Here is a 26,657-nt window from a genome sequence, read left to right on the forward strand (position 1 = left end):
CCAAACCACCCAAAAAGCTTTTTCAGCTGTAAATCTTGGTATGGAACACTTTGGTGTCGCTTCTATCGTCAAGTAAATAGTCGATGCCACCAGTCAGGAAGTACCGATGAGTGACATCACACCCCGCAGCATCAGCACATTCGAAACTGAGCTCTCTGTCATGGAATGAGCGATTTCTCCCAAACTCTTTGACAAATGCTTCGGACTTCGGGATCCCCAGCTCGTCTATCAGGGTCTCCAGCTTTCTAGATACGTCATAGCGATGCTCCACATCACCATCACGGTCGCGAACCTCGGAGCAGTAGATATGCACAGCTTCCAACGCAGTCGTATGCCTCTTAACAAACTGCAAAAACGCTTGGATGCGGCATCTGTTCGGCGGCGTTCCGCAATACGGATCCTTGATAGTCAGCTGCTTCACATGCAGCCCCGACACATCTCGAAAAATGTCTGTCAGGTCACGCCTCTGTCCTACGGCAAGCTCCCACATCGACATGCTGGCCCCTTCTGCGAAGAGGTCTGCCGAGATCCATGTTGACTCTTTGAAAACCGCTTCAACCCTAGCGCGCACATCTTGGTCTGAAGCACCCAACAGTGCTGGTGCACTGACAAGCCCTTGGAAGATTGCCTGCACAGGGAACGCCTGTTTAACGAGCAGTCCACCATCGTCAAGCGAGGCAAACAACCTCGGTAATTCAGAAGCCTGCATTCCAATCTTCGGAATGTGATGCACTGTCAACTTACCTTCCTTGGCCCACGGGTAGAGGTGCCGATAGAGCATGAGGATCGAATAATCGGTTGGCCGTTGCTGTGGCTCGTTGACCACACAAAGCCGAACCTTCTTGCCTGCCTGCAACCAGTGAAGAACCTGATTGAGATCTGCCTCGGAATAGCCTTCCGAACTTGTTAGCGACGATGCGATGACCGTGATGCTCGGATAGGGTGCAAATCGCTCGCTCAAGCCGGCCATGCTCGGCTTCGCCCACGGAACGTAATTTCCAGGACCTTCGGTCACCGATGGGCTGTCAAGCAAGCTATCCAACCATGCCAACGCGTCAAGCCGCTGAAAGCTATCCCAGTAGCGCTGGTTGCCGTAATCACATAGGCAGGACCGACACGCAGAGTCGCACGATGCAGGACATTTCAATCGTTTCTGGGCGGATTCAATCAGCTTTCGGAAGCTGAACTGCGGCTCCCCCAACTTTGCGCTGTAGCCAGCTCCTCCCGGAACGCCGTCGTACAAGACAACCTCCACGAGACTCCCTGCCTTGCTGTACAGCCGATAGGTTGAACGCAATTCACCTGGATGAAGATGCAGCAGGTCTGAAGCCCCCAGACGACAGGCCTCGGCCACTGTTCGAGCCAACCGCTCTTGGTATCGGCGCAAATCCCCGGCAACATCTTCGGGTTCCGGCAGCGGCGCAAGGAACCGCAGCAAGCGCACATCGGTGTTAAAGGTGTGTGCGAAGTCCAGACCAATCTTTGGCAAGGACTCGTTCTGGCACTTCTGTCCCGTTGCAGGGTCTTGGTGTACCCACTTACGGGTTGCAATCCCAGCGCCAGCTTTCCCTTTCACAACCTTGGGTGCTTTCACCTTTTTGAACGGTTCGCAGAAGTTGCAGAACGAACACCTGTAGTAGCCCTCACCATGCGTGCCACGGTTCGCGACGAAAAGGCTTCCACGAGGAACGCTACTCTCCGTTGCCCGAGCCAGAAGCAGCGCTGCGTTCAAGAGCGGAAGTTCAGTCGGTTCGAACTGTTCATCTCGGGGTGAAGCAATCAATCTGGCCTCATCCGCAGGCTTCACCCGCCGCCGACTGACTCCTGGGTCACGCCCTCTGCTGTTAGCTGCACTGGTAACGAATCCCTTGGGCTCGACGTACATGCGCTTGCGACGGCCCTCCGATGATCCGCAGTTACTGCACGCACCAGGCAGATCCTGATGAGCATCGCCCACATCAACATGGAAACACTCTGGGCAGGCTGCGTACCAGCGAGTCGGCATGAAAGCCTTGGGATACTTGGCTAGACCCGAGCTTTCCCAAATACGACCATTCGCAACGACCTCTGCTCCAGGTGCATATTCACTGATGCCATAGCTGGCATCCCGACTCAACGACACCTTTGCCTGACTCTGGAACCTATCGAACCTACTGCCATCTTGGACTTCAAGGGTCAGCGAGTGAACGGGGAAAGAGTACGTAGGGATGAGCCCACGCCGTGATAACTCATTGACCAAGAACTGGTCCATGTACTGCTCACGCTGCTTCTTCCAGTAGTCGGCCTTCCCGTAATCGCTCGCATCAGCAGCTTCTTTCATCCGACCGATATAGGCCTTACATCTCTCCGCCACATCTTCGGCGAACTCCCTTAAACGGTCGACGATGGCACGACACAGATCCGGCCCACGCGCCACCAGCGAAGACGCCAAGTCCGCCGGAAGTTGATCACCAAGAGCCTCAGCTTCTGCAAATGCATGCTTACCGTCATCCCCATCGACCCACGCATAGAGCTTGTCAAAGAAAGCCGTTTTCGCATCTGAGCTAAGAACTTCACCGAATAGATGCTTCAATGAGGGAGCATTGACGTCCTGCTTTACTGCATAGCGAAGGAAGTGGGACAGGACGACCGAAATCTGGTGGCGTAGGAACAACTCAGCGTTCCCAAGATTGATGAAAGGAGTAGCAGGTGATGAAGCTAGGTATTCCTTGAGTTCACGAAATACAGCTTGGTCATAGCTGCTGTTACGCGCAACCGTTACGCAAAATGGGGCAGCCTGAGCCCTGCGACCGGCCCGGCCGGTCCGCTGCTGGTAGTTCGCAATACCTGGTGGGACATTGAGGTTAACGACGGCCTCTAGGTCACCAAGATCAACGCCCATTTCCATAGTCGTCGTGCAACTCAGAAGATTCAGGCGGCGCTCGGAAAACTGGCCTTCGATTTCTTCGCGAAGCTCCGTTGACAGTGACGCCGTATGCTCTCTGGCCCGAAGCGTCAGGTGATTTGTCTCCTCATAGGAGGCTAGGTAATGATTCTCTCGATGCAGCTGCTTACGCTCGTCTTCGCCGATTTGTACGACGTCCCCATTGCAGCCGAAACCTGAACATTTCCTCGTCACAACGTACCGCTGGAACAAGCCACAACTCGGGCACTGATACAGAGGAGCCTGCAACCCACTCTTCACACGAATGAGGTTCCCATCCATACCGAATCCGGGAGGAAATCTCTTCAAGATCGTCGTAGGTGGCTTCGTGATGACCACCCAGAACGCCATCAGGAACTGAACAGCCACATCGCGTTCCAACCCAAGCTGCTCGATGAGATACCACGACCGGCGGTTGTGTCGTTTGACCTGTTGGTTCGGTAGCCACTTGAAGCGAACACCGGTATCGCCAGCTTCGATGTCAAACGTCCTGTGCTGGTTGTAATCACCCCAGACGGCGCTGTCCTTCATCGAAACGTCGTGCAGCTGTGACAACGCACGCTCTCGCCGAATCGTTTCGAGCAACATGTGACACAGCGCTGAAACCGTCTCCGGATCGTCCGGTAGCCCGGCAGGCCAGAACTGTTTGACCTGTTGGTACAGCCCTTTCAGTCGTACTTCGTCGTAAGTGACCAAGGCTACCCCTAGACTTTCGAGTGAATTTCGACGGCCGCTCGGCGTGCAGAACTCGTACCCAAGGGTATTTTGAAGAAGCTGGGATATGTCTTGTTTATCCGTTCGGATATCCCCTGAATCGTTCAGGAGCAGCGGCTGACCACCATCACGCCGCCATAGCTCGTACACACGCTCCGCCAGTTGAGGCAAGCTCATCGGGGTGCTGGCTTCGCTAAGTACCTTTCGAACTGCTGATCGCAAAGCAACGTTTGCCGCCGTGCGCTCAAAGTAAGGAGCGAAGAACGCCGCATCCTGCCGGTTATCTGAGAACGTCAGAAGGCTGCGACCGAACGACGGTTTTGGATCGGCATGGTTGATGAGACTGGGCGGCAACGCCTCCAGAACGCGCTGCGCCACCACAGCTCCAAGCGCTTCGTTACCAGGATGCATACGCGTCACAACTTCTGCGTCAGCACCTGTTGCCCTGCCACCACAGGCCGGACAACGCCTCACATACAACGCTCGCTCCTCTTCGTCCTTCTCCGTGCGAACCGAATACAGCGGCACGACAGCCTCTGCTGCGGTGGTGATCTCACCTGTCTTTAGATCAACAAAGATGCGTTCAATTTTTCCAGAAGTGTCATCACCATCGGGGCTTTCAACCTCGTCGTCCTCGTCTTTTGTTCCACCAATGGGCTGTCCGAGCCAAAACACCATACGCTCGGCGCTGACTTCTGAAGAGTCAGGACGCCGTGGATGAACAAACCGTCCGTCCTTCCAGCCCTCAAGAAATGGCTGCCCACATTTACGGCATGTCAACACAGGGAAGTAGTGCCCATCGTCATCGGAGTAGGTTCGTCCGACTCGCACTTGCGCCCATCCCTCCCCGTGCGCGTTGGGAAGTGCCACAAGCCCTTCAATGCTGTTGACCGCGATGTGGTATCGGCCTGGCAAGAGTGGGAACTCGCCGGAATCTCGGCGCACCAGCATTCCGATATGAATGACATTGCTGAGCGCCGCTTCACGTATCCGGGCATCGCCAGTGAAGGTGTCAAAAACTAGTTGGGCCAAGTGAGCAAATGGCACCACTTGTCCACTTTCGAGCGTTGCTGCAACTCGACGAATTTCTCGGTTTCTACTGAACAGCGTAACGAGCCCCTTCCATGCCCGTTCGCTTCCTGTCCCAGGAAGTCGGACTTGGTTGAAGTCATCGCCCTGCATATCAACGAAGACGTTCCAGCAGTCGCCGGTCTGGTCCTCAGGTTGCTGCTCAAGCATCTGCTTAAGCACGTCACCCAGCTTGAACCACTGGTCCGCCGTGAGGCCAAATTCGTCGCTCGCGGGACGAACTAGGTCAGCATGCGTAACACGTTTGCCACGGATAACTCGATTCACTGGCTCGCCTAGAAGATCGGAAGCGAACTTCTTGAGGTCATCATCAGCGCGATCTTCTTGGGACAAGCTCGCACTGGTGCCGAATACTTGGATGGGACCGTCTGCACCAAGCCGGGTCTTCAGTTTTCGAAGGAGGAAGGCGACTTCTGTCGCCTGGGCACCGTAGTAGGTGTGAATCTCGTCCAGAACGATGGTACGTAGTGAGTTCGTAGCAAAGAGCCCGGAGTTACGCGGAAGGAGCAACAGGTGCTCCAGCATGGCGTAGTTGGTGATGAGCACCTTCGGCGGATCGGCCAGCATCTCATCACGGGTGAGCATCCAGTTCTTCGGGATGGTCGACGGATGGTCAAGGGCCTCCATCAGCTTCCGGTTATTCCAAAGGCGAGCCTCTTCCTCATCTCGCTTGGCACCCGCCTTCACTTGGCCGGTGTATCGACCGAAAGTGATGCCGTACTGCTTCAGGTACCGAGCAAAGATGGGCGCAACCCGGTAGTACAGCTGGTCGTTGGCAAGCGCGTTCATGGGATAGATCAAAAGTACCCGTACACCCGGCCGCGATGGATCAGGGTCTGACAGCAGGTCATGCACGATGGGGAAGAGAAAGGTCTCTGTCTTTCCACTACCCGTACCCGTTGCCGTCAAGAAGCTCTCACGGGCCACAACCGCTCGGCGAAGCGCTTCCTCTTGGTGAAGATGAAGTCTGCGGTCTTGGTAGGGAAGCAGACCCATTCCGTCGTGTAGGAAGCCACCGGCAGATTTAAGGAGTGTTGACAGTGGCTGCCCCTTCTCAAAGTCTGGCAGTGCCTCGACATAGGGGCCTTTAACCAGCTCTTGTTTGCCCAAGAGATCCCGAAACTCCGCTGCGAGCATCGGATAGCGCCGAGATATAGGTAATGTGGTCGCTATGTAGCGCGACAGGACCGAACGAAGGCTGTTTGCGAAGGCAATCGGGTTGGTTTCAGACATTTTGAACACCATGGTCCAGCTCAACGGTAAGCACCAGCTCCCAGAGCAGTAGGTAATAGGCAAACATTGCTGGAGCCACATGCAGGTAGTAAGCAATGCAATCGCTGACACCGTTTGGCTGTAGTTCGATGCGCCAACGTAGCCGGTTCAGGTTGTCGTAGAGCTTCGCAAGCGAGCCTTCCTGCCGCACTTCCAAACGGCAATACCAAGCGAACCAACTGCATGCATTGGCGATTCGCAGGAGGGTTTCTTGCCTTTCCTGCTCCGACTCTTCAACGACTTCCGAGTTGAATAGTTTGATTTCAATGACGACTTTCTGTCCTTGAAGTCCCTTTGGAGCCAAACCATCGAAGACCGACGATTGCTGCATGAGGAGCCTCGCCAGAGCAATCCCAAGTGACTTTCTTGGCCCCGGCATGGCCGCACTCGTAGCGTAGCCCCTCTCTAGGTCCAGCCAAGCATGAGCGAGGTGCATGGGACCGAGAAGTTCGCCGGGACCTGGCAAAAAGCTCTGATCATCGAGTCGCGTAGGGTCCCCGATAGTTGTCACTCTGATGGATTCGCGATAGGCGGCCAAGTCGAATTCCTTGGGTCGTCGGCCTTGCATCATCTCCTTAATGTTCGAGAAAGCCCCGGCGACGACCTGATGAAGCGTCGTACCGAAGGCTCCTACAACGGTCCCCCTGAGCTCGGGCATAGCACGCAGGGCCACAGATAGCGGATGAGACTTGGCATGGACCTTTCGGTACTCCAACTTCGGCAAACAGAAGATCTTTGTTAGCAAGGCACCTACTGACTGCTTCGGCTGGAAGCCCTGCCGCACATCAGCAGCAGCCTTAGCCATGATCATGTCAATAAGCTCGGTGACGTAATCAGCCTCCCGCTCCTTGAAGCGGTTGAGAAGAGTGCTCCAGTACTGGCTGAGCCAGCTCTGCTGCTCCCAACAAACTGGTGACCAATAGCTCCTGAAATGCTCGTTGAGCAGCCCAAGACGCTGGATAGCGTCCCGTTCTTCTAGGAATTCGGCTGCTTTGACTACCTCGACACCCGGTATCTCTTGGCCAACGACATCCACTGCGAAGGCAACAGCAATGCGGCCCTCATCCGCATCCTCAAGTCGGCCCCAAAGACCTCCGATGCGCGCACCGAAGCCCAACGTCCACACGCCGGGAGGGAGCGTCGTTACGTCCACCAGAACGTAGATGACGTGGGCAGAGCCGTTGGTCACGTTGTAGACCTGCATGCGTGCCAACTCATTGGTGTGCCAGATGCCTGCCATCAGCTCGTGCTCAGCTCGAGCCTCGCGTCCGCTGCCAAGATCCTTGCCGGTGACCGCGACCTCGGTGGGCTCGCCCTGCACCGTTACCCGAATTTCGAAGACATTTGCCAGCTTCGAAGTGGAGATGGTGGTGGCGACATGCGGTTGTGACAGGACCAAGAGATCTGCCGACGCGCCACCACTTTCAGTCTCGTAGGTCAACGTTCGCGCGCCCGGCTCAAGGCGACTGGCAAGGAACGATGCGGGGAACACCTTGCTCGGGCGATGGCCAAAGTCAACATACTGTTTCCATGTCCCGAGCGAGATGTAGCCGGGCTCAGAGGCGCTGACGATGATGGACTTCTGCGTCGTCAGCGAAACCGTCTCTGTCGCACCCAAGGGTCTGGAAGACACCGTCGAGCCACCATCCTTCCCGGGCACTTCGACCTCGACGAACACGCCTGGGCGGTTCCAGCTGAAGTGAACGAAGTAACCACCACCTACGTCGAAGCCAATACGGAGGACCCTACTCGCATCATTCGAAGCTTCCGCGCCAGACGGCCCGAACTTCAGCCCGCTGCATGCAGCCTTAAGCAGGTTTACCGGCCTCGCCGAGTAGCTGAACTTAAGGCCATAGCTGACCGATTGAAGTCCGTGCCAATAAAGCAATGACTGGCGCTGCAAGGTCCGCGCTTCTCCGACGCGAGCAAGCTCGACCACAAGCCGAAGCACACCGGGCTGAACATCGCCCGTGGTCAGCGCCTCATCCAGTCGAACGGTCCCTGTGCCATCTTGATCAAGGACTACGTGAATGGGACACGAGAAGCTGCCAGACGATACCCGCATCTCGTAGGCCTGCGCTTGCCTCCAGTCTTGGGGAATCTCCACGGCAGCACTGAGCGCACCGTAATGGAATTCAACCCTCTCCAAACCCGCCTTTAATGTGCCTTCGAGGCGAAACGAAGGTAAGTTCTGCCCTGCCAGCCGAACATAGGCTGATCCGTTGACTATCGAAACGTCCGAGCCTGGATGCAACGTGACGAGCACCTCGACAAGGTGGGGGGCGTCACTGACCTCATCCCAGTCATGAAGGTTCGTCGGGGCGAACCGACACAAAACGATGTAATGACCGGGTGGCAACTCAACAGGGTCACCTTGGCCCAACTGAGCCGTAGCACGAAGTCGACCTGCATCGTTAAAGACGAGCAGACGATTCGATGCACGATCAGGCCAGAGCTTTGCGCTCAGCAGTCGCTCTCCATCAGGCCCAATGACCTGGACGTCGGCAGGTAAATCCACCGGAAGAGCTCGGAAACTCCCCCCTTCACCGCTACGAACCGAAACCGTTCGGCCACCACAAAGCACTTCAAAGGTCGTTTCCTTGCCAGTTGGCGGAAAGAAAACACCGAGCACACCGTCTCTATAGAGCAGCTGTGGAAGCGCTGCACGTTTGATACCTCTGGAGCCCTCGTCACGAACGAAGGCCTTTGCCAGAGATTCATCGAGCGCCTCCCCTTGAAAAGGCACACCGCGATTGCTGAACACTCGAAGAAACGAACGGGTGTAGTAGCCCAGCCCATCACGTTCAACGGCCTTACGGGCCGTTGAACTGAACGGTGGCTGGAGCCGGTGGAGCAGTGTTGACTGCCACGTGAGGATGCCTTCCTGATCTTCTTCATCTGGAAGACCGATACGCTTGGCTAGCTGGAGCATCCGGGCCGCTAGATCATCTGCAAAAGCCACAGGAACACCAGCCTGACGCGCATATTCGTCAATCATGTAATGGCTGCCGTAAGTTCTAGGCAACGGCTGAATACCCAGCTTGAACATAGCGCGCCGGAAAGCCCGCCAAAGAAGCTCTTTTTCTGGCGTACTGAGTTCTTGAACGCCACCCAATGCTTTCCGCACGTGTGGATAAACATCAAAATGCCCGGACAAACCGAGACCATTCATGACGTGTTCAGCGAGCCAGATCCCAAAAAGGGCGGGGTATTGATCGAGTCGCCGGGAAAAGTACTTTGCGCTTGGTGAGACGCGGAGATCGGCCTCAATAGCTTTACGCGCAACACTTGGGATAAGTCCCCCAAGCAGCCCCAATACGGGGGCATTTGCCTTCTTAATCAGTTCTCGGACGAGTTTTTCTTCCTGGTCGAACATTGCACTCCCTGTGCATTTGTAGATGTTCGACTACTTTACCGGGAGTTAACGCGACGAAACGGACTTCACTCAAGTCATTGAGATGAGGCAGTCAAAATCATGGTGAATGGCGACATATGTCAGCTGTCGGTGGCCATGGAGTGGGCAACTCCTGAAGGCTTATTTGTGGTTACCCCCATTTTTGCCCCCTCATGGTGGTAGGTTCAAGCGTTGTTATGCGGTGCTCTATGGGCAAAGAAAAGCCCCAGAGCGTTGATTCTCTAGGGCGTTCAGGGGGATGCGGTGCAATGTGTTGCTTGATTTGGTGCCCGGAACCGGAATCGAACCGGTATGACCGTTTTAAAGTCGGCGGATTTTAAGTCCGCTGCGTCTACCTATTTCGCCATCCGGGCAACCCGATCTTCAGAGGCTGAAGACGGAGGGTTCTAATGATAAAGCCCCGCGTGAGCGAGGCTTTAAGACCAGTTGAACTGGAGGCGCGGGCCGGAGTCGAACCGACCTACACGGATTTGCAATCCGGTGCATAACCGCTTTGCTACCGCGCCGTTATGACTTGCTACTGCGAAAAAGGGAAGCGATGGGCTTCCCTTTTTTCAAGTTCTGGAGCGGGAAACGAGGCTCGAACTCGCGACCTCAACCTTGGCAAGGTTGCGCTCTACCAACTGAGCTATTCCCGCGTATTTTGTTTAGCGCTTTGCATCAAACAAGAATTGAATTGTAGAGCGATTTCCCCAAGTAATGCAAGCCCTTGGGGAAATTAACCACTCAATGTTTAAGGGAATCCGTCACGACGGTCGAAGCTTCGGCCGCTTTGGGCGGCTCGGCCTTGACCTCTTCCTCGGGCAGCGGCTGAGGCTTGCTGGCCAAGGCGATCTCCAGCACCTTGTCGATCCACTTGACGGGGATGATTTCGAGCTGGCTCTTGACGTTCTCGGGGATGTCTTGCAGATCCTTGGCGTTTTCTTCCGGGATCAACACCGTCTTGATGCCGCCACGGTGCGCCGCAAGCAGCTTTTCCTTCAGGCCGCCAATTTCGGTGACTTCGCCGCGCAAGGTGATCTCACCCGTCATCGCCACATCGGCCCGCACGGGAATGCCGGTGAGCGCCGACACCAAAGCCGTCGTCATCGCAGCACCCGCGCTCGGACCATCTTTGGGTGTGGCGCCATCAGGCACGTGGATGTGGATGTCGCGCTTTTCGAACAGATCTTCCCGAATACCAAGGCGAGCAGCCCGGCTGCGCACCACCGTGCGAGCCGCTTCGACCGACTCCTTCATCACGTCCCCGAGCGAGCCGGTGCGGATGATGGCGCCCTTGCCGTTCATCACGGCGGCTTCGATGGTCAGCAGATCGCCACCCACTTCGGTCCATGCCAGTCCATTGACCTGGCCGACTTGGTTTTGCTTCTCGGCTTCGCCGTAGCTGTACTTGCGCACACCCAAGAAGTCGTTCAGGTTGGCCGCGTTGACCTCGACCTTGCCGACGTACTTTTTGAGCGACAAGCCCTTGACCACCTTGCGGCAAATGCGCGAGATTTCGCGCTCCAGCGAACGCACCCCAGCTTCACGGGTGTAGTAACGGATGATGGCGCGGATCGCGTCTTCGGCGATGTCGAGCTCTTCGTCCTTCACACCGTTGTTGGTGCGCTGCTTGGGCAGCAAATAGCGCTGCGCAATCGAAACCTTCTCGTCTTCGGTGTAGCCCGAGAGACGAATCACTTCCATCCGGTCGAGCAAGGCGGGCGGGATGTTGAGCGAGTTGGAGGTGGCGATGAACATCACGTCCGACAAGTCGAAATCGACCTCGACGTAATGGTCGGCAAAGGTGTGGTTCTGCTCAGGATCGAGCACTTCCAGCAGCGCTGAGCTCGGGTCACCCCGGAAATCCATGCCGAGCTTGTCGATTTCGTCCAGCAAGAACAGCGGATTACGCACCCCAGCCTTGGTCAGGCTTTGCAGCACCTTGCCGGGCATGGAGCCGATGTAGGTGCGGCGATGCCCCCGGATCTCGGCCTCGTCACGCATGCCGCCCAAGGCCATGCGCACGAACTTGCGCCCCGTGGCACGCGCCACCGATTGCCCCAGCGAGGTCTTGCCCACGCCCGGGGGGCCGACCAAGCACAGGATTGGCGCCTTGACCTTCTCGACGCGCTGTTGCACCGCGAGATATTCCAAGATGCGTTCCTTGACCTTGTCGAGCCCGAAGTGGTCTTCATTCAAGACTTCTTCAGCCAGCGGCAGATCGTGCTTGACCTTGCTCTTCTTGGCCCAAGGCAGGTTGATCAGCGTGTCGATGTAGTTGCGCACCACCGTCGCTTCGGCCGACATGGGCGACATGAGCTTCAATTTCTTGAGCTCGCTGTCGGCCTTTTTGCGCGCTTCCTTGGGCATCTTGGCGGCGGCGATTTTCTTCTCGACTTCTTCGAGATCTGCGCCCTCTTCGCCTTCGCCCAGTTCCTTCTGGATCGCCTTGACCTGCTCGTTCAGGTAGTACTCGCGCTGGCTCTTTTCCATCTGGCGCTTGACGCGGCCCCGGATGCGCTTTTCGACTTGGAGGATATCGACCTCGTGTTCGAGCAGCTCCAGCAGCTTTTCCAAGCGACCAGCGATCGGGAACAAATCAAGGATGGCTTGCTTGTTTTCCAGCTTGAGCGGCAAATGCGCCGCGATGGTGTCGGCCAGACGGCCGGCATCGTCGATGCCTGCAATCGATGTCAGGATCTCGGGCGGAATCTTCTTGTTGAGCTTGACGTACTGATCAAACTGCTGCGTCACGGCGCGACGCAGCGCTTCGGTCTCCGGCGCACTCAGGTCAGCCGGCGGCACGGGCACCACTTCAGCTTTGAAGAACTCGCCGCTGTCGTCGATGGTGGTCGTGTTGGCGCGCTGCAAACCTTCGACCAACACCTTCACGGTGCCGTCGGGCAGCTTGAGCATTTGCAAAATGTTCGAGACACAGCCGGTCTCGAACATGTCTTCGGCTTTGGGCTCATCTTTGCCCGCAGCCTTTTGCGCCACCAGCATGATCTGGCGGCCCGACTCCATGGCCGATTCAAGGGCCTTGATGGATTTGGGGCGGCCCACGAACAGCGGGATGACCATGTGCGGAAACACAACCACGTCGCGCAGCGGCAGCAGCGGCAAGGTGATCGGATCAGGGGGAAGTACGGGGTGACCGGACATGGGAACCTCTCTTTCTACGCGCCATGTGGGAGCGTAGCGGTTGAATGCAAGGACAAGTGCCGAAAATCTCAGGCTGCACTGCTGATCTGAGCGTCTTCTTTCTCGATCATGCGCGGCAACTCGCCGTTCTCAATGGTGTTTGCATCCACAACCACGGTGGCCACCTGTTTCAGGTGTGGCAGATCAAACATCGTGTCCATCAAGGCTTGCTCAACGATGGAACGCAAACCGCGCGCTCCTGTCTTGCGTTTGAGCGCCTTGCGGGCGATGGCGGTCAACGCTTCCATGCGGAACTCCAGCGTCACCTCTTCCATGCCGAACAGCGCTTGATACTGCTTGACCAGCGCGTTTTTGGGCTCGGTCAGGATCTGCACCAACGCGTCTTCAGTCAGCTCACCCAAGGTCGCCACCACGGGCAGGCGACCGACCAGCTCGGGGATCAGCCCAAACTTGATCAGATCTTCCGGCTCGATTTGCTTGAACAAATCGGTGATGCTGCGCTCGGATGGCCCTTTGACCGTGGCGCCAAAACCAATGCCTGATTTCTCAGAACGGTTCTGGATCACCTTCTCCAGCCCATCAAAGGCACCGCCACAGATGAACAAGATGTTGGTGGTGTCGATCTGCAAGAAGTCCTGGTTAGGATGCTTGCGGCCGCCCTGCGGTGGGATCGAGGCCATCGTGCCTTCGACCAGCTTGAGCAGCGCTTGCTGCACGCCTTCGCCCGACACGTCACGGGTGATGCTGGGGTTGTCGGCCTTGCGGCTGATCTTGTCGATTTCGTCGATGTAGACGATGCCGCGCTGAGCGCGCTCGACCTCGTAATTGCAGTTCTGCAACAGCTTTTGAATGATGTTTTCGACGTCCTCACCCACGTAACCGGCTTCGGTCAGGGTGGTGGCGTCGGCCATCACGAAAGGCACGTTGAGCATGCGCGCCAAGGTTTGGGCCAAGAGCGTTTTGCCTGAACCGGTGGGGCCGATCAGCAAGATGTTGCTCTTGGAGAGCTCGACCGCATCGCTGATCTTCTTGCCGCGCTCGGGGCTCAAGTGTTTCAGGCGCTTGTAGTGGTTGTAAACCGCCACCGACAAGATGCGCTTGGCCTGATCTTGGCCAATCACGTACTGATCGAGCAGCGCTTTGATCTCACTGGGAATGGGCAAATCGCTACGGGCGTCAAGCACGGCGGGAACTGCACCGTCAGCAGCGGCGCCGATGGCCGCTTCAGCCGCCGGAAGCTCGTCGCGCACGATGTCATTGCACAAGCTGATGCACTCATCGCAGATGTACACCGAAGGGCCGGCGATGAGCTTCTTGACCTCATGCTGGCTCTTGCCACAAAAGGAGCAATACAGGGCCTTCTCGCCGGGAGAGCCTTTTTTGTCAGCCATGGGAACTACCTTTGTCCAAAAGAAGAGCGGGTCTGAGCACCAACAACCTCAGCCCCGACGGGTCAGCACCTGATCGATCAAACCGTAGTTGCAGGCGTCATCTGCCGACATGAAGTAATCGCGCTCGGTGTCGTTCTGGATCTTCTCCAGCGTTTGCCCGGTGCGCTCGGCCAAGATCTTGTTCAAGTTCTCGCGCAGACGCAGGATCTCACGCGCTTGGATTTCGATGTCCGTCGCCTGACCCTGTGCGCCGCCCAAGGGTTGATGGATCATGACGCGCGAATTGGGCAGCGCAAAACGCTTGCCCTTGGCGCCCGCTGCCAGCAAGAAAGCCCCCATGCTGGCCGCCATGCCCATGCACAGGGTGGAGACCGCCGGCTTGATGAACTGCATGGTGTCGAAGATCGACATGCCAGCACTCACCGAGCCCCCCGGCGAATTGATGTAGAGCGAGATGTCCTTTTCAGGGTTTTCGCTCTCAAGGAACAGCAGCTGAGCCACCACAAGGTTGGCCGATTGGTCGTTGACCGGACCGACCAAAAACACCACCCGCTCACGCAAAAGCCGCGAGTAAATGTCATACGCCCGTTCACCCCGACCGGACTGTTCAATCACCATGGGCACCAGGCCCAGATTTTGTGTATCGATGGCGCTCATGTTTCTTTCCAGGATTCCAGACAACGGCGGGGATTATGAGGGCGCGAGCCCCTCCCTGCCGCAGCCATCAAGAACAAGGGCGCCGAAGCGCCCTTGCATGGTGCAGATCACGGAGGCCCTGAGGCCTCCAAGCCACATCAGTTCATGGCCATCAGTTCGTCAAAGCTCAGGGCCTTGTCGGTCACGCTGGCCTTGCCGAGCACGAATTCGGTGACGTTGTTTTCCAACACCGCCGATTCGATTTCAGCCAGACGCTGACGGTCGCTGAAATACCAGCGCACCACTTCAGCCGGGTTTTCATAGCTTTGGGCCAGATCGTCGATGTGCCCAGTGAGCTGTTCCGGCGTGACCTTCAGGTCATGCGCACGCACCATTTCGTTCAGGGCCAAGCCCAAACGCACACGGCGCTCGGCTTGGGAGGCGAACATTTCAGCCGGCACGGGCATCTTGTCGGCGTCCTTGACACCACGCGACTTCAGATCTTCGCGGGCACCGGCCACCAGACGTTCGCTTTCAGCGTCGATCAGGGCCTTGGGCACGTCAAAGGTGGCCAAGGTGTCGAGCGCGTTCAAGACGGACTCGCGATTGCGTGCGGCCAAACGGAACTTGACTTCACGCTCCAAGTTCTTGCGCACATCAGCACGCAAACCGTCCACCGTGGCCTCTTTAATGGCCAGCGAAGCCACGAACGCTTCGTCGATTTCGGGCAGATGCGGCTGCTCCACCTTGGTCAGGGTGACGAGGAAATCCGCTTCCTTGCCAGCCACTTCCTTGCCTTGGTAGTCGGCCGGGAAAGTCAGCGGGAAGGTCTTCGACTCGCCGGTCTTCATGCCGGTGACGGCTTGGTCGAACTCGGTGAGCATGCGACCGTCGCCCAGCGTGAACGAGAAATCTTCGGCACGGCCACCGTCAAAGGGTTCGCCGTCGATCTTGCCTTCGAAGTTGATCGTGACGCGATCACCCGGGATGGCCGCTTCAGCGTGTGCACGCTGGCTGAAGGTTTGACGTTGCTTGCGCAGGATGTCGATGGTGCGATCGACGGCTTCATCGGTGACTTCGGCGCTGATGCGCTCGACGCTCAAGGTCGCCACATCGCCGAGTTGGATCTCGGGATAGACCTCGAAGGTCGCGTCGAAGCTCAACTCACCCGCAGCAGCGCCTTCGCGCTCGTTGATGCGCGGCGTACCCGCCACGCGCAATTGGGCTTCGTTGGCGGCTTGAGCGAACGCTTCGCCGACCTTGTCGTTCATGACTTCGTATTGCACCGAGTAGCCATAACGCTGGGCCACCACCGTCATCGGCACTTTGCCGGGACGGAAGCCGTCCGCCTTGACAGTACGGGACAAACGCTTCAGACGGGTGTTCACTTCCTTCTGGATGTCCTGAGCGGACAACGTCAGCGTGATGCGACGCTCCAGCTTTTCGAGGGTTTCCACGGTAACGGCCATGATCTTGTGCTCTTTCGATTTCAGTCCGGCTGATGAATCAGCCGGGGTCAACTGGTGCGCGGGGCCGGACTCGAACCGGCACGCCCGTGAGGGCGTCAGGACCTAAACCTGGTGCGTCTACCAATTTCGCCACCCGCGCAGTTCGTTCGGGATGGCCCCTTGCGGCCATCCTCCAAACATGAAGGCAGTCTCGAAGACTCGAAACTGCCCTCTTAGATCCTTGAGGACCCGTATTCTAGCCACCTGTGAGCGCCTTGGGCGCAGGTCGTTGGATACGGAACCACGCCGCGTACATGGCGGGCAGCGCCAGCAGGGTCAAAGCGGTGGCCACAATCAGCCCGCCCATGATGGCCACAGCCATCGGTCCCCAGAACACGCTGCGGGATAAAGGGATCATCGCCAACACCGCCGCTGCCGCTGTCAGCACGATGGGCCGGAAACGCCGTACCACCGCTTCGACGATCGCATCCCACGCCGCCACGCCGCGCGAACGGTCCTGTTCGATCTGATCGATCAGGATCACCGAGTTACGCTGGATCATGCCCATCAAGGCCACGACGCCCAGCAAGGCCACAAAGCCGAAAGGCCGGTCCAAGATCAGCAGCGCCGCCGCCACCCCAGCAATGCCCATCGGCCCGGTCAGGAACACCAGCACGGCGCGCGAAAAGCTCTGCAATTGCAGCATCAAAAGCGTGAAGATCAGGAACAGCATCACCGGCACGCCCGCAGCGATCGAGCCTTGGCCCTTGCTGCTCTCAGCCACCGTGCCGGCCACTTCGATGCTGTAGCCCGGCGGCATGCGCTTTTCCAGCAGCCGCAAGGCCGGCTCGACTTGCTTGCTGACCGTCGGGCCCTGCACGCCTTCGACAACATCGCCTTGCACCGTGACAGCGAACTGCCGGCCTTCGCGCCAGAGCACCCCGGGCTCCCACGCCGGTGACAGCTTGGCCACTTGGGTGAGCGGAATCATCGCCCCAGTGGCGGTTGCCACATAGGCGCCCGCCAGATCGGCCAGCACCCGGCGCTCTTGGGCGGGCTGGCGCAGCACAATGTCCACCAGTTTGTCGCCCTCGCGGTACTGGCCCACGGTGTTGCCGCCCAGCAAAGAGCGCACCGCCACCGCCACCGATTGACTGCTGACGCCCAGCGTGCGCGCCCGGTTCTGGTCCACGGTCAAGCGCATCACGGGCACAGATTCGTTCCAGTTGTCGTTGACGCCACGCAGTTGTGGCTCAGCCGCCATGATGGCCTTGGCCTGATCAGCCCAAGCGCGCACCCCGGCCACATCGGGCCCCATCACCCGAAACTGCACCGGATAGGCCACCGGCGGACCGTTGGAGAGCAGCTCAACGCGGCTGCGCGACTCCGAGAACGACTCGGCCAAGATGCTCGGTAGCAGCTTGCGCAAACGCTCACGCGCCTTGAGATCCGTCGGCATGACGATCACTTGGCTGACGTTGCTTTGCGGAAAGACTTGGTTGAGCGGCAGATAAAAGCGCGGCAAACCGCTACCGACCCACGACGTCAGGCTCTCGACATCCGCTTCGGTGCGGACCCGGGCCTCAAAACGCTTCACCAACGCCTCGCTGGCTTGCAGGGTGGCTCCTTCGGGCAACCACAAGCTCACGAGCAATTCGGGTCGGCTGGAATCGGGGAAGAACTGCTGCTGCACCCGCCCCATGCCGGCCAAGCCCAGCACAAAGACCAGCAGCGTCACGCCCAAGGTGATCCAGCGATGCGCCAAACACCACGACACCGTGCGCCGCAGGCGGGCATAAAACGGCGTGTCGAAAAGATCGTGTTCTTCTCCTTCTTGGGCCCCATGCTGCGGCGCATGCACCTTGAGCAAACGCGCGCCCAAATAAGGCACGAAATACACCGACACCAGCCAAGAAATCAGCAAAGCGGCGGCCGTCACGGCAAAGATGGCAAAGGTGTACTCCCCCACGGTCGAGCGCGCCATGCCAATCGGCAAGAAGCCTGCGGCGGTGATCAAGGTGCCGGTGAGCATCGGCATCGAGGTCACCTCGTAGGCAAAGGAAGCCGCACGCAGCTTGTCGTAGCCTTCTTCGAGTTTGCGCACCATCATCTCGACGGCGATGATGGCGTCGTCCACCAACAGGCCCAGCGCGATGATCAGCGAGCCGAGCGAGATCTTGTGCAGGCCCACGCCCCAGTAGTACATGACCACAAAGGTGATCGCCAGCACCAGCGGGATGGTGATGCCGACCACCAAGCCTGGACGCATGTCCAAGCTCCAGCCTTGGTACCAGCGCCGATCGGCAAACGCTGCTGAGCGATGCAGCCCCAAGCTGATGAAGCTCACCCCCAGCACCACCAACACCGCTTCGATCAAGACGCTGACAAATTCGCCCACCGACTTGGCCACCGCTTTGGGCTGATCCTGCACCTGCTCCAGCTCAATGCCATGAGGCAGCTCGGCGCGGGCGGCTTGAACTTCGGCCTGCAAGGCGTGCCCCAAGCGGATGATGTCGCCACCCTTGGCCATGGCCACGCCCAAAGCGATGACGTTTTTGCCTTGGTAGCGCACCTTCACCGCCGGTGGATCGATCAGCCCGCGCCGCACTTGGGCGATGTCGCCCAGACGCACGGTGTTGGCCATGCCCGTGGCCGGATTGACCGCCCGCACCGGAAGATCACGCAAGGCTTGCACCGACTGCAACGCGCCGCTCAAACGCACTTGAACGTTGCTTTGCGTGGTTTCCAGCACGCCTGCACTTTCAACAGCGTTTTGCGACCCCAGTTGTGCGATCAGTGCATTGAGGTCGATGCCCAGTTCGGCCAGCCGCCGGCCGCTGATCTCGACAAAGATCTTTTCGGGCTGCACGCCAAAAAGATCGACCTTGGCCACATCGTTCAGATGCAGCAGCTTGGAGCGCACGCTCTCGGCAAAGTCGCGCAGTTCTTCGTCGCTGAAGCCGTCGGCCGAGAGCGCAAAGATCGAGCCATAGACATCGCCAAACTCGTCGTTGAAGAACGGCCCCTGCACCCCTGGCGGCAAGGTCGAGCGCATGTCACCGATCTTTTTGCGCACTTGGTACCAAAGGTTGGGGACCTCCTTGCCAACCACGTTGTCCTTGACCTGGAAGATCGTGACCGACTCACCCGGCTTGGTGTAGCTGCGAATGATGTCGGCGTTGGGCACGGCTTGCAGGGTGCGCTCGATCTTGTCGGTGACCTGCTCGGCCACTTGCTCGGCGGTGGCTCCCGGCCACGCGGCCTGAATCACCATGGCGCGGAAGGTAAAGGGCGGATCTTCGTCCTGACCCAGCTGGAAATAAGCCACCCAGCCGAGCAGCAACAGCACCACCATCAGGTAGCGCGTCAGCGCCGGGTGCTCCAACGCCCAACGGGAAACATTGAATTTGGAACGCCCCGAAGGGTCGTGGGGATGCGGTTGCATGGCTCAGCGCTCCTCAGGCGTTCAACGCGTGGCCGAAGCCGCTGCAGGCGATTCGACATAGCGTCGCACTGCCAAACCGGGCGTCAACACATGCACACCCGCCGTCACCACCACCTGTCCGGCCTGCAAACCCGCCTTGATCTGCAAGCGATCGCCAACCACCACGCCCAACTCGACCGGCTGCGGCTTGACCGTCATGCTGGCTTCGTCAAGCAACCAAACCACCGTTTTGCCCGCTTGCTCGGACAACGCCGTCAAGGGCAGATACAAACCACCGGCTTCCACCGTGCCACCCAGCCCACCCGGCATGCTCAGCGTGGCGGTTTGGCCCAACGGCACGGCAGCACGGCCCAGATCAGCTTTGACTTGGAAGGTGCGTGCCACCGGGTCGGCCACCGCAGCCACTTCGCGCACCGTGGCCGGCAGGCTCTGATCGGAGCCCCACACTTGAACACGCAGCGCCTCTTTGCGCCCCACCAACGCCTTGACGGCGTTGACTTGGTCTTCTGGCACCGCAAAGACCGCGTCACGCGGGCCGTCATGGGCCAAGCGCAGCACCGATGTTCCGGCCGTCAAAACCTGACCGACTTCGGCTTCGGTGGCGGTGATCACGCCTGCCACATCGGCCGATAAAGCAGCGTACTGCGCCTGATGCTGCTGCACGCCCGCTTGGGCACGCGCAGCCTCCAGCTGCGACTTGGCCGCCTTCAAGGCGGTGTCGCTACGCTCCAACTCCGCCGCGCTGATGAATCCTTGGGCTCGCAGACCCTGGAAGCGCTGGTTGTCCGCGCTCACCTGATCGAGATTGGCTTGGGCCGCTTGCAACGACGCCTGAGCGGCATCCTGCCCAAGCTTGAGATCGACCGCGTCGAGCTGCGCCAACAGCTGTCCCGCCTTCACATGCATGCCCACCGCCGCCAAGCGTTGCACCAGCTTGCCACTGACCCGAAAGCCGAGGCGTGACTCGGTTTGAGGGCGGATGTCGGCCGCATAGAGCATGGCGTTCATGCGCGATTCGGTTTGAACCGTCATGACACGCACGGCGCGCACCGCTTCCGGCGCGGGCGCTTGGCGACCGCAGCCACTGACCAACAGCGCCAAACCCGTCGCAAAACCGAGGGCCACACCAAGGCGACTCCATCCAGCGCTTAACTTGCCCGCGTCGGACTGCACACGATCCATGACAGCTTCCTTGATTTTTAATGTCTTAATGACCACTTGGTCAGCAATAAGAGTCTACCCGAGGCCGGATAATCCGAGCGATGTCGGTCGAACACTACGAAAATTTTCCCGTCGCCTCATGGCTCTGTCCCCCGGTCTTCCGACCGGCCGTGGCCGCACTGTACGGCTACGCACGCACGGCCGACGATTTGGCCGATGAGGGCGACGCGCCGGCGCAGACCCGATTGGCCGATTTGGCCGCTTACCGTCAGGATCTGCATGCCATCGCGCAGCATCAACCGCCCTCACTGCGCTGGGCTCCGGTGTTCAACGCTTTGGCTCCGGTGTTGCATCGCTACCACTTGCCGCTCCATTTGCTCGAAGATCTGCTCTCAGCCTTTGCGCAAGACGTGCATGTGCACCATTACGCCGACCGCGCGCAGCTGCTCGACTATTGCCGTCGCTCGGCCAATCCGGTGGGCCGCTTGCTGCTGCACATCTGGGGCGTGGAGGATCCGCAGGCCCTGCGCGAGTCCGATGCGATTTGCACCGCCTTGCAACTGATCAACTTCTGGCAAGACTGCACCATCGACCTGCCCCGAGGCCGGCTCTACATTCCAAAGAGTGATTGCTTGGCGGCGGGCGTCGATCCCGAAGCCCTTTTGGCCGGTCAAGACAGCCCCGCTGCACGCCGACTCATCGCCACCGAAGTCGCTTGGGCGCGGGACTTGATGATGGCAGGTGCCCCGTTGGTGCACCGTCTACCCGGCCGCTTGGGCTGGGAGCTGCGGCTGGTCGTTCAAGGTGGGCTGCGCATCCTCGACCGAATCCGGGCGCTGGACCATGGCACACTGCGCACGCGTCCGACGATCCAAGCCGTGGACGCGCCACGCTTGCTGTGGCGTGCCTTGCGCATGCGCCCCGACAACCTCTCGCACCGCCCTTCATGAGCCCTGAACAATACGTGCAGGACAAGGCCGCCAAAAGCGGCTCTAGTTTCTACTACGCCTTCCTGTTCCTGCCGCCGCCGCGCCGGGCCGCCATCACGGCGTTCTATGCCTTTTGCCGGGAAGTGGACGATGTCGTCGATGAAGTCAGCGACGCTGGTGTCGCCGCCACCAAACTGGCGTGGTGGCGCACCGAAGTGCAACGCGCCTTCGGCGGCAGCCCCAGTCACCCGGTCACGCAGGCGTTGATGCCGCACGTCAAGGACTACGGCATCCGCGCCGACCACCTGCTCGCGGTGATCGACGGCTGCGAGATGGATTTGTCTCAAACCCGTTATCTCGACTTTGCTGGCCTAGAGCGCTACTGCCACTTGGTGGCCGGCGTGGTCGGTGAGGTCGCCGCCAACATCTTTGGCCGTCAAGCCGAGGCCACCGTGACGTACGCCCACCGCATGGGCCAAGCTTTCCAGCTCACCAACATCATCCGTGACGTCGGTGACGACGCCCGGCGGGGTCGCATCTACCTGCCAGTCAATGAGATGCAGCGCTTTGATGTCAAGGCGCACGAGATCTTGAACCGCGATTACAGCGAGCGTTTCTCGGCCCTGATGCGCTTTCAGGCTGAGCGGGCCCACCAAACCTACGACCAAGCGTTGGCCTTGCTGCCCGAGATCGACCGCCGCGCCCAACGCCCCGGGCTGATGATGGCCAACATCTACCGCACCTTGCTGCGCGAGATCGAAGCCGGCGATTTCCAAGTCCTGCACCAACGCATCTCGCTCACACCGCTGCGCAAGATCTGGATCGCCATGCGGACCAATTGGCAGGGACGTTAACCATGGTGCAGGTGACTCTTGCTGGCGGCCGCAACTTTGAAGCTGGGCCGGACGAATCGATGTTGGCAGCCGCCCTGCGCGCTGGCATTGCGCTCGAACACAGTTGCTTGACGGGCCGCTGCGGCGCGTGCAAAGCGCAGATCAGCCACGGCCAGACCCGAAGCCTCCACGAAGAGGTCGGTCTTGAGCCCCAAGATCGCGACGCAGGCTGGATCCTGAGCTGTGCCCGCTCAGCGCTCACCGATGTCCACCTCGACGGCATCGAGGATCTGGGTGTGCCGCTGCCGCCGGTCAAAACCCTGCCTTGCCGCATCCAGAGCCTGAGCTTGCTGGCCCCCGATGTGATGAGGGTGGTGCTACGCCTAGCACCGCAACAAACGTGGATGCATCACGCAGGTCAATCCATCGACGTCATCGGTCCCGGTGGCTTGCAGCGCAGCTACTCGGTGGCCAACGCGGTGAGCCAAACCCAAGGCATTCAGCTTGAACTGCACATTCGACACGTCCCCGGCGGGGCCATGAGCCGCTACTGGTTCGAGCAGGCCAAACCCAACGATCTGCTGCGCCTGCGCGGGCCGCTGGGCACCTTCTTTTTGCGCGCCGTGGCCGAGCGTGACTTGATCTTCTTGACCACTGGCACCGGCATCGCCCCGGTCAAAGCCATGCTGGAAAGCTTGGCGCGGCTGCCGCAGACTGAGCGCCCCCGCTCCGTCGCCCTGTACTGGGGCGGCAGGCAAGCCGCTGATTTGTACTGGCAACCGCCCTTGGAGCACCTCCAGCGCTATGTGCCCGTGCTGTCGCGCGCCCACTCAGACTGGGCGGGGGCACGCGGGCATGTGCAAGACGTTTTGCTCGCTCCATCACCCCACCCGTCGCCCATCTTGAGCCAAAGCACGGTCTACGCCTGTGGATCGGACGCGATGGTCCACGCGGCTCGCGAGCGGCTGATCGAAGCGGGCCTGCCCCCCCGCCATTTCCACGCCGACGCCTTCGTGTGTTCGGCACCGAACACCGCATCCTGACGACAAGGCCTCCTATGAAAGCTGTGATCTTGGCCGGGGGCTTGGGCACACGCCTGAGCGAAGAAACCGCCACCCGTCCCAAGCCGATGGTTGAAATCGGCGGGCAGCCCATCCTCTGGCACATCCTCAAAACCTACGCCCATCACGGCGTCAATGACTTCGTGATCTGCTGCGGCTACAAGGGCTACGTCATCAAGGAGTACTTTGCCAACTACTTCTTGCACATGTCGGATGTCACCTTTGACATGCGCAACAACTGCATGGAAGTCCACAGCAAGCGCGCCGAGCCGTGGAAAGTCACCTTGGTCGATACCGGCGACGAGTCGATGACCGGGGGGCGCCTGCGCCGAGTTGCACCCTATGTGCAAGACGAAGAAGCTTTCTGCCTGACCTACGGCGACGGCGTGGGGGACATCAACATCCAAGCCACGCTGGACTTTCACCGCAGCCATGGCAAAGCGGCCACCCTGACCGCCACCTATCCGCCGGGTCGCTTTGGGGCGCTGGACATCCAAAGCCGCCAAGTCATGCGCTTCAAAGAAAAGCCGCAAGGTGATGGCGCCATGATCAACGGGGGCTACTTTGTGCTCTCACCCAAGGTGCTGCCCTACCTCAAGGACGACAGCACGATCTGGGAGCAAGAGCCCCTGATGCAGCTGGCCGAAGACGGCGAACTGATGGCCTACGAGCACCACGGTTTCTGGCAGCCGATGGACACCCTGCGCGACAAGATTCACCTCGAAAAACTCTGGGACAGCGGCCAAGCGCCTTGGAAGGTTTGGGACTGACATGCATCCAGCGTTTTGGCGCGGCAAACGCGTTTTTCTGACCGGACACACCGGCTTCAAAGGCAGCTGGCTCAGCCTGTGGCTGCAAGCCCTTGGGGCCGAGGTCCACGGGCTGGCGCTGGCGCCGCCGACCACGCCGCACCTGTTCGGCACCGCCCGGGTGGGCGACGGTATGGCCAGCACGACCCAAGACATCCGTGACTTGGATGGCGTGCTGCAAGCCATGCAAGCGTTTCGCCCCGAGATCGTCATCCACATGGCGGCCCAACCGCTGGTGCGCTTGTCCTACGCCGAGCCTGTGGCCACCTACGCCACCAACGTGATGGGCACGGTGCATGTGCTTGAAGCAGCGCGCCACACCGACAGCGTGCGGGTGATCGTCAACGTCACCACCGACAAGTGCTACGAAAACAACGAGTGGGTCTGGGGCTACCGCGAGAACGAACCCATGGGCGGCCATGACCCCTACAGCAACAGCAAGGGTTGTGCCGAACTGGTGACCCGTGCTTATCGGCGCTCGTTCTTTCAGAGCCGAGGCCAAGGCAGTGGGATCGCCTTGGCCTCGGCGCGCGCGGGCAACGTCATCGGTGGCGGCGACTGGGCGGCAGATCGCCTCGTGCCCGACATCCTGCGGGCCTTCGAACGTCACACGCCCGTGGTGATCCGCAATCCACACTCGACCCGTCCTTGGCAGCATGTGCTGGAGCCGCTTTCGGGCTACTTGACCTTGGCCGAGCATCTCTGGCAACACGGTCAGACGTATGCCGAAGGCTGGAACTTCGGCCCCATGGATGACGATGCTCGCCCGGTGCGCTGGATCGTGGAGCGGCTGGTGCAAGCGTGGGGCGGCGACGCCTGCTGGCAGCTTGACGGCACCGATCACCCGCACGAAGCGGGCTACTTGAAACTCGACATTGCCAAAGCCAAACACCGGCTCGGCTGGCAGCCTTGCTGGTCCTTGGACCAAGCCTTGGAGCGCATCGTGCATTGGCACCAAGCCTGGTTGGCCGGCCAAGACATGCAAGCGCTTTGCCTCGAACAGATCCAGAACTACACCCAAGCCATGAATAGGAAAGCAGCATGACGACAGCGGCCAAGACCCCCGATCAGTTGCGCGCCGAGATCGCCCAGCTCGTGCAGCAATACGCCGACATCACCTACGCCCCCAAGGCCTTCGAACCGGGTCAATCGGTGGTGCCGGTCTCGGGCAAAGTCATCGGGGCCAAGGAATTGCAACTGATGGTCGAAGCCTCGCTGGATGGTTGGCTCACCACAGGCCGCTTCAACGCGGCCTTTGAAGCCCGCCTAGCGCAATACCTCGGCGTCAAGCATCTCATCACAGTCAACTCAGGCTCCTCGGCCAACTTGGTCGCCTTCTCGACCCTGACCTCGCCCCGCTTGGGCGAACGCGCCATCCAGCAAGGCGACGAGGTGATCGGTGTGGCGGCGGGTTTTCCAACCACCGTCAACCCGATCTTGCAATTCGGCGCGGTGCCGGTGTTTGTCGATGTCGATCTGGCCACGCACAACATCGACGCCAGCCTGATTGAAGCCGCCATCACGCCCAAAACCAAGGCCATCATGCTGGCCCACAGCTTGGGCAATCCGTTCAACCTAGAGGTCGTCACCGCGCTTTGCAAAAAGTACAACCTCTGGCTGGTTGAGGACTGCTGCGACGCCTTGGGGGCAACCTACAAGGGTCAGATGGTCGGCACCTTTGGTGACATCGCCACGCTGAGTTTTTACCCGGCGCACCACATCACCATGGGCGAAGGCGGGGCGGTGTTCACCAACAACGCCGAGCTCAAGCTGATTGCCGAATCCTTCCGTGATTGGGGCCGGGATTGCTACTGCCCACCCGGCAAGGACAACACCTGCAACAAGCGCTTTTGCTGGAAGCTCGGCAACCTGCCCGAAGGCTACGACCACAAGTACACCTACAGCCACCTGGGCTACAACTTGAAGATCTCGGACATGCAAGCGGCCTGCGCCTTGGCGCAGTTGGACCGGCTTGACGAGTTCATCGCGGCGCGCAAAGCCAACTTCGCCTACCTCAAGGAACGCCTGCAAAGCTGCGCCGAGTTCTTGCATTTGCCCGAAGCGACCCCGCACTCGGATCCATCGTGGTTTGGTTTTCCGCTGATCTTGAAGGAAAGCGCCGGGGTCAAACGGGTCGATCTGCTGAACTATCTGGATCAAAACAAGATCGGCACGCGGCTTTTGTTTGCGGGCAACCTGACCCGTCAGCCCTACATGATCGGCAAGAACTACCGCGTCAGTGGTGAGCTGACACGCACTGACGTGGTGATGAACCAGACCTTCTGGTTGGGCGTCTATCCGGGCCTGAGCACCGAACAACTCGACTTCGTGGTGCAGCGCCTCGAAGAATTCTTCGGCCTCAACTTCTAAGCGTCTAAGCGAACCGT

At 59.3% G+C, this 26,657-nt stretch carries 14 protein-coding genes and 4 tRNA genes; 6 read left to right on the top strand and 12 right to left on the bottom strand.

Features of this window, described 5'->3' with window-relative positions:
* Positions 1 to 22: 22 nt before the first annotated feature.
* From AB3X39_RS01885 to AB3X39_RS01940, 12 genes are all read right to left on the bottom strand, one after another.
* Positions 23 to 5,971: a DEAD/DEAH box helicase gene (locus AB3X39_RS01885; RefSeq protein ID WP_369415662.1), complete on the bottom strand. Its 5,949-nt coding sequence runs from the start codon at positions 5,969 to 5,971 to the stop codon at positions 23 to 25.
* Complete coding sequence (locus tag AB3X39_RS01890; protein ID WP_369415663.1) at positions 5,952 to 9,374, bottom strand: hypothetical protein; 3,423 nt, start codon at positions 9,372 to 9,374, stop codon at positions 5,952 to 5,954. Before AB3X39_RS01890 ends, AB3X39_RS01885 begins: the two co-directional genes overlap by 20 nt.
* Before the next feature lie 302 nt (positions 9,375 to 9,676).
* Positions 9,677 to 9,766 (bottom strand) — tRNA-Leu (locus AB3X39_RS01895).
* A gap of 79 nt (positions 9,767 to 9,845) precedes the next feature.
* Positions 9,846 to 9,919, bottom strand: a tRNA-Cys gene (locus tag AB3X39_RS01900).
* 56 nt (positions 9,920 to 9,975) lie between these two features.
* Positions 9,976 to 10,051, bottom strand: a tRNA-Gly gene (locus AB3X39_RS01905).
* Positions 10,052 to 10,139: 88 nt separating this feature from the next.
* Positions 10,140 to 12,557, bottom strand: coding sequence for an endopeptidase La (lon, locus tag AB3X39_RS01910; RefSeq protein WP_369415664.1), 2,418 nt, complete (start codon positions 12,555 to 12,557; stop codon positions 10,140 to 10,142).
* A gap of 68 nt (positions 12,558 to 12,625) precedes the next feature.
* Positions 12,626 to 13,948, bottom strand: coding sequence for an ATP-dependent protease ATP-binding subunit ClpX (clpX, locus tag AB3X39_RS01915; protein WP_369415665.1), 1,323 nt, complete (start codon positions 13,946 to 13,948; stop codon positions 12,626 to 12,628).
* 48 nt (positions 13,949 to 13,996) lie between these two features.
* Positions 13,997 to 14,605: an ATP-dependent Clp endopeptidase proteolytic subunit ClpP gene (gene clpP, locus AB3X39_RS01920; RefSeq protein WP_369415666.1), complete on the bottom strand. Its 609-nt coding sequence runs from the start codon at positions 14,603 to 14,605 to the stop codon at positions 13,997 to 13,999.
* 137 nt (positions 14,606 to 14,742) lie between these two features.
* Positions 14,743 to 16,053 (bottom strand): trigger factor, encoded by a 1,311-nt coding sequence (tig, locus tag AB3X39_RS01925; RefSeq protein WP_369415667.1) that lies wholly within the window; start codon positions 16,051 to 16,053, stop codon positions 14,743 to 14,745.
* Positions 16,054 to 16,105: 52 nt separating this feature from the next.
* A tRNA-Leu gene (locus AB3X39_RS01930) sits at positions 16,106 to 16,192 on the bottom strand.
* A gap of 96 nt (positions 16,193 to 16,288) precedes the next feature.
* On the bottom strand, positions 16,289 to 19,477 hold the full coding sequence (locus tag AB3X39_RS01935; RefSeq protein WP_369415668.1) for an efflux RND transporter permease subunit: 3,189 nt from the start codon (positions 19,475 to 19,477) through the stop codon (positions 16,289 to 16,291).
* A gap of 21 nt (positions 19,478 to 19,498) precedes the next feature.
* Positions 19,499 to 20,659, bottom strand: coding sequence for an efflux RND transporter periplasmic adaptor subunit (locus tag AB3X39_RS01940; RefSeq protein WP_369415669.1), 1,161 nt, complete (start codon positions 20,657 to 20,659; stop codon positions 19,499 to 19,501).
* Between the two features lie 80 nt (positions 20,660 to 20,739).
* Between AB3X39_RS01940 and hpnC the strand changes: the two genes are divergently transcribed.
* From hpnC to rfbH, 6 genes are read left to right on the top strand one after another with little or no spacing between them, the layout of a single operon-like run.
* Complete coding sequence (gene hpnC / locus AB3X39_RS01945; protein WP_369415670.1) at positions 20,740 to 21,588, top strand: squalene synthase HpnC; 849 nt, start codon at positions 20,740 to 20,742, stop codon at positions 21,586 to 21,588.
* Entirely contained in the window at positions 21,585 to 22,421 is an 837-nt protein-coding gene (gene hpnD / locus AB3X39_RS01950; RefSeq protein ID WP_369415671.1) for a presqualene diphosphate synthase HpnD, read from the top strand. Before hpnC ends, hpnD begins: the two co-directional genes overlap by 4 nt.
* Before the next feature lie 2 nt (positions 22,422 to 22,423).
* Positions 22,424 to 23,443: a 2Fe-2S iron-sulfur cluster-binding protein gene (locus AB3X39_RS01955; RefSeq protein WP_369415672.1), complete on the top strand. Its 1,020-nt coding sequence runs from the start codon at positions 22,424 to 22,426 to the stop codon at positions 23,441 to 23,443.
* 14 nt (positions 23,444 to 23,457) lie between these two features.
* Positions 23,458 to 24,231, top strand: a complete 774-nt coding sequence (gene rfbF / locus AB3X39_RS01960) for a glucose-1-phosphate cytidylyltransferase (protein ID WP_369415673.1) — start codon at positions 23,458 to 23,460, stop codon at positions 24,229 to 24,231.
* Position 24,232: 1 nt separating this feature from the next.
* A complete protein-coding gene (gene rfbG / locus AB3X39_RS01965) occupies positions 24,233 to 25,315 on the top strand; it encodes a CDP-glucose 4,6-dehydratase (RefSeq protein ID WP_369415674.1) in 1,083 nt (360 codons plus the stop codon).
* A complete protein-coding gene (rfbH, locus tag AB3X39_RS01970) occupies positions 25,312 to 26,640 on the top strand; it encodes a lipopolysaccharide biosynthesis protein RfbH (RefSeq protein WP_369415675.1) in 1,329 nt (442 codons plus the stop codon). Before rfbG ends, rfbH begins: the two co-directional genes overlap by 4 nt.
* The last annotated feature ends 17 nt before the right edge of the window (positions 26,641 to 26,657 follow it).

The organism is Leptothrix ochracea, assembly GCF_041083635.1.
Taxonomy (GTDB): domain Bacteria; phylum Pseudomonadota; class Gammaproteobacteria; order Burkholderiales; family Burkholderiaceae_C; genus Sphaerotilus; species Sphaerotilus ochraceus.

What these genes read in the sequence shown, in the direction of transcription:
- rfbF (WP_369415673.1), top strand. Translation starts at nt 23,458, where the DNA reads ATGAAAGCTGTGATCTTGGCCGGGGGCTTGGGCACACGCCTGAGCGAA.
- AB3X39_RS01885 (WP_369415662.1), bottom strand. Translation starts at nt 5,971, where the DNA reads ATGGTGTTCAAAATGTCTGAAACCAACCCGATTGCCTTCGCAAACAGC.
- AB3X39_RS01890 (WP_369415663.1), bottom strand. Translation starts at nt 9,374, where the DNA reads ATGTTCGACCAGGAAGAAAAACTCGTCCGAGAACTGATTAAGAAGGCA.
- hpnD (WP_369415671.1), top strand. Translation starts at nt 21,585, where the DNA reads ATGAGCCCTGAACAATACGTGCAGGACAAGGCCGCCAAAAGCGGCTCT.
- rfbG (WP_369415674.1), top strand. Translation starts at nt 24,233, where the DNA reads ATGCATCCAGCGTTTTGGCGCGGCAAACGCGTTTTTCTGACCGGACAC.
- clpX (WP_369415665.1), bottom strand. Translation starts at nt 13,948, where the DNA reads ATGGCTGACAAAAAAGGCTCTCCCGGCGAGAAGGCCCTGTATTGCTCC.
- AB3X39_RS01935 (WP_369415668.1), bottom strand. Translation starts at nt 19,477, where the DNA reads ATGCAACCGCATCCCCACGACCCTTCGGGGCGTTCCAAATTCAATGTT.
- AB3X39_RS01955 (WP_369415672.1), top strand. Translation starts at nt 22,424, where the DNA reads ATGGTGCAGGTGACTCTTGCTGGCGGCCGCAACTTTGAAGCTGGGCCG.
- rfbH (WP_369415675.1), top strand. Translation starts at nt 25,312, where the DNA reads ATGACGACAGCGGCCAAGACCCCCGATCAGTTGCGCGCCGAGATCGCC.
- hpnC (WP_369415670.1), top strand. Translation starts at nt 20,740, where the DNA reads ATGTCGGTCGAACACTACGAAAATTTTCCCGTCGCCTCATGGCTCTGT.
- clpP (WP_369415666.1), bottom strand. Translation starts at nt 14,605, where the DNA reads ATGAGCGCCATCGATACACAAAATCTGGGCCTGGTGCCCATGGTGATT.
- tig (WP_369415667.1), bottom strand. Translation starts at nt 16,053, where the DNA reads ATGGCCGTTACCGTGGAAACCCTCGAAAAGCTGGAGCGTCGCATCACG.
- AB3X39_RS01940 (WP_369415669.1), bottom strand. Translation starts at nt 20,659, where the DNA reads ATGGATCGTGTGCAGTCCGACGCGGGCAAGTTAAGCGCTGGATGGAGT.
- lon (WP_369415664.1), bottom strand. Translation starts at nt 12,557, where the DNA reads ATGTCCGGTCACCCCGTACTTCCCCCTGATCCGATCACCTTGCCGCTG.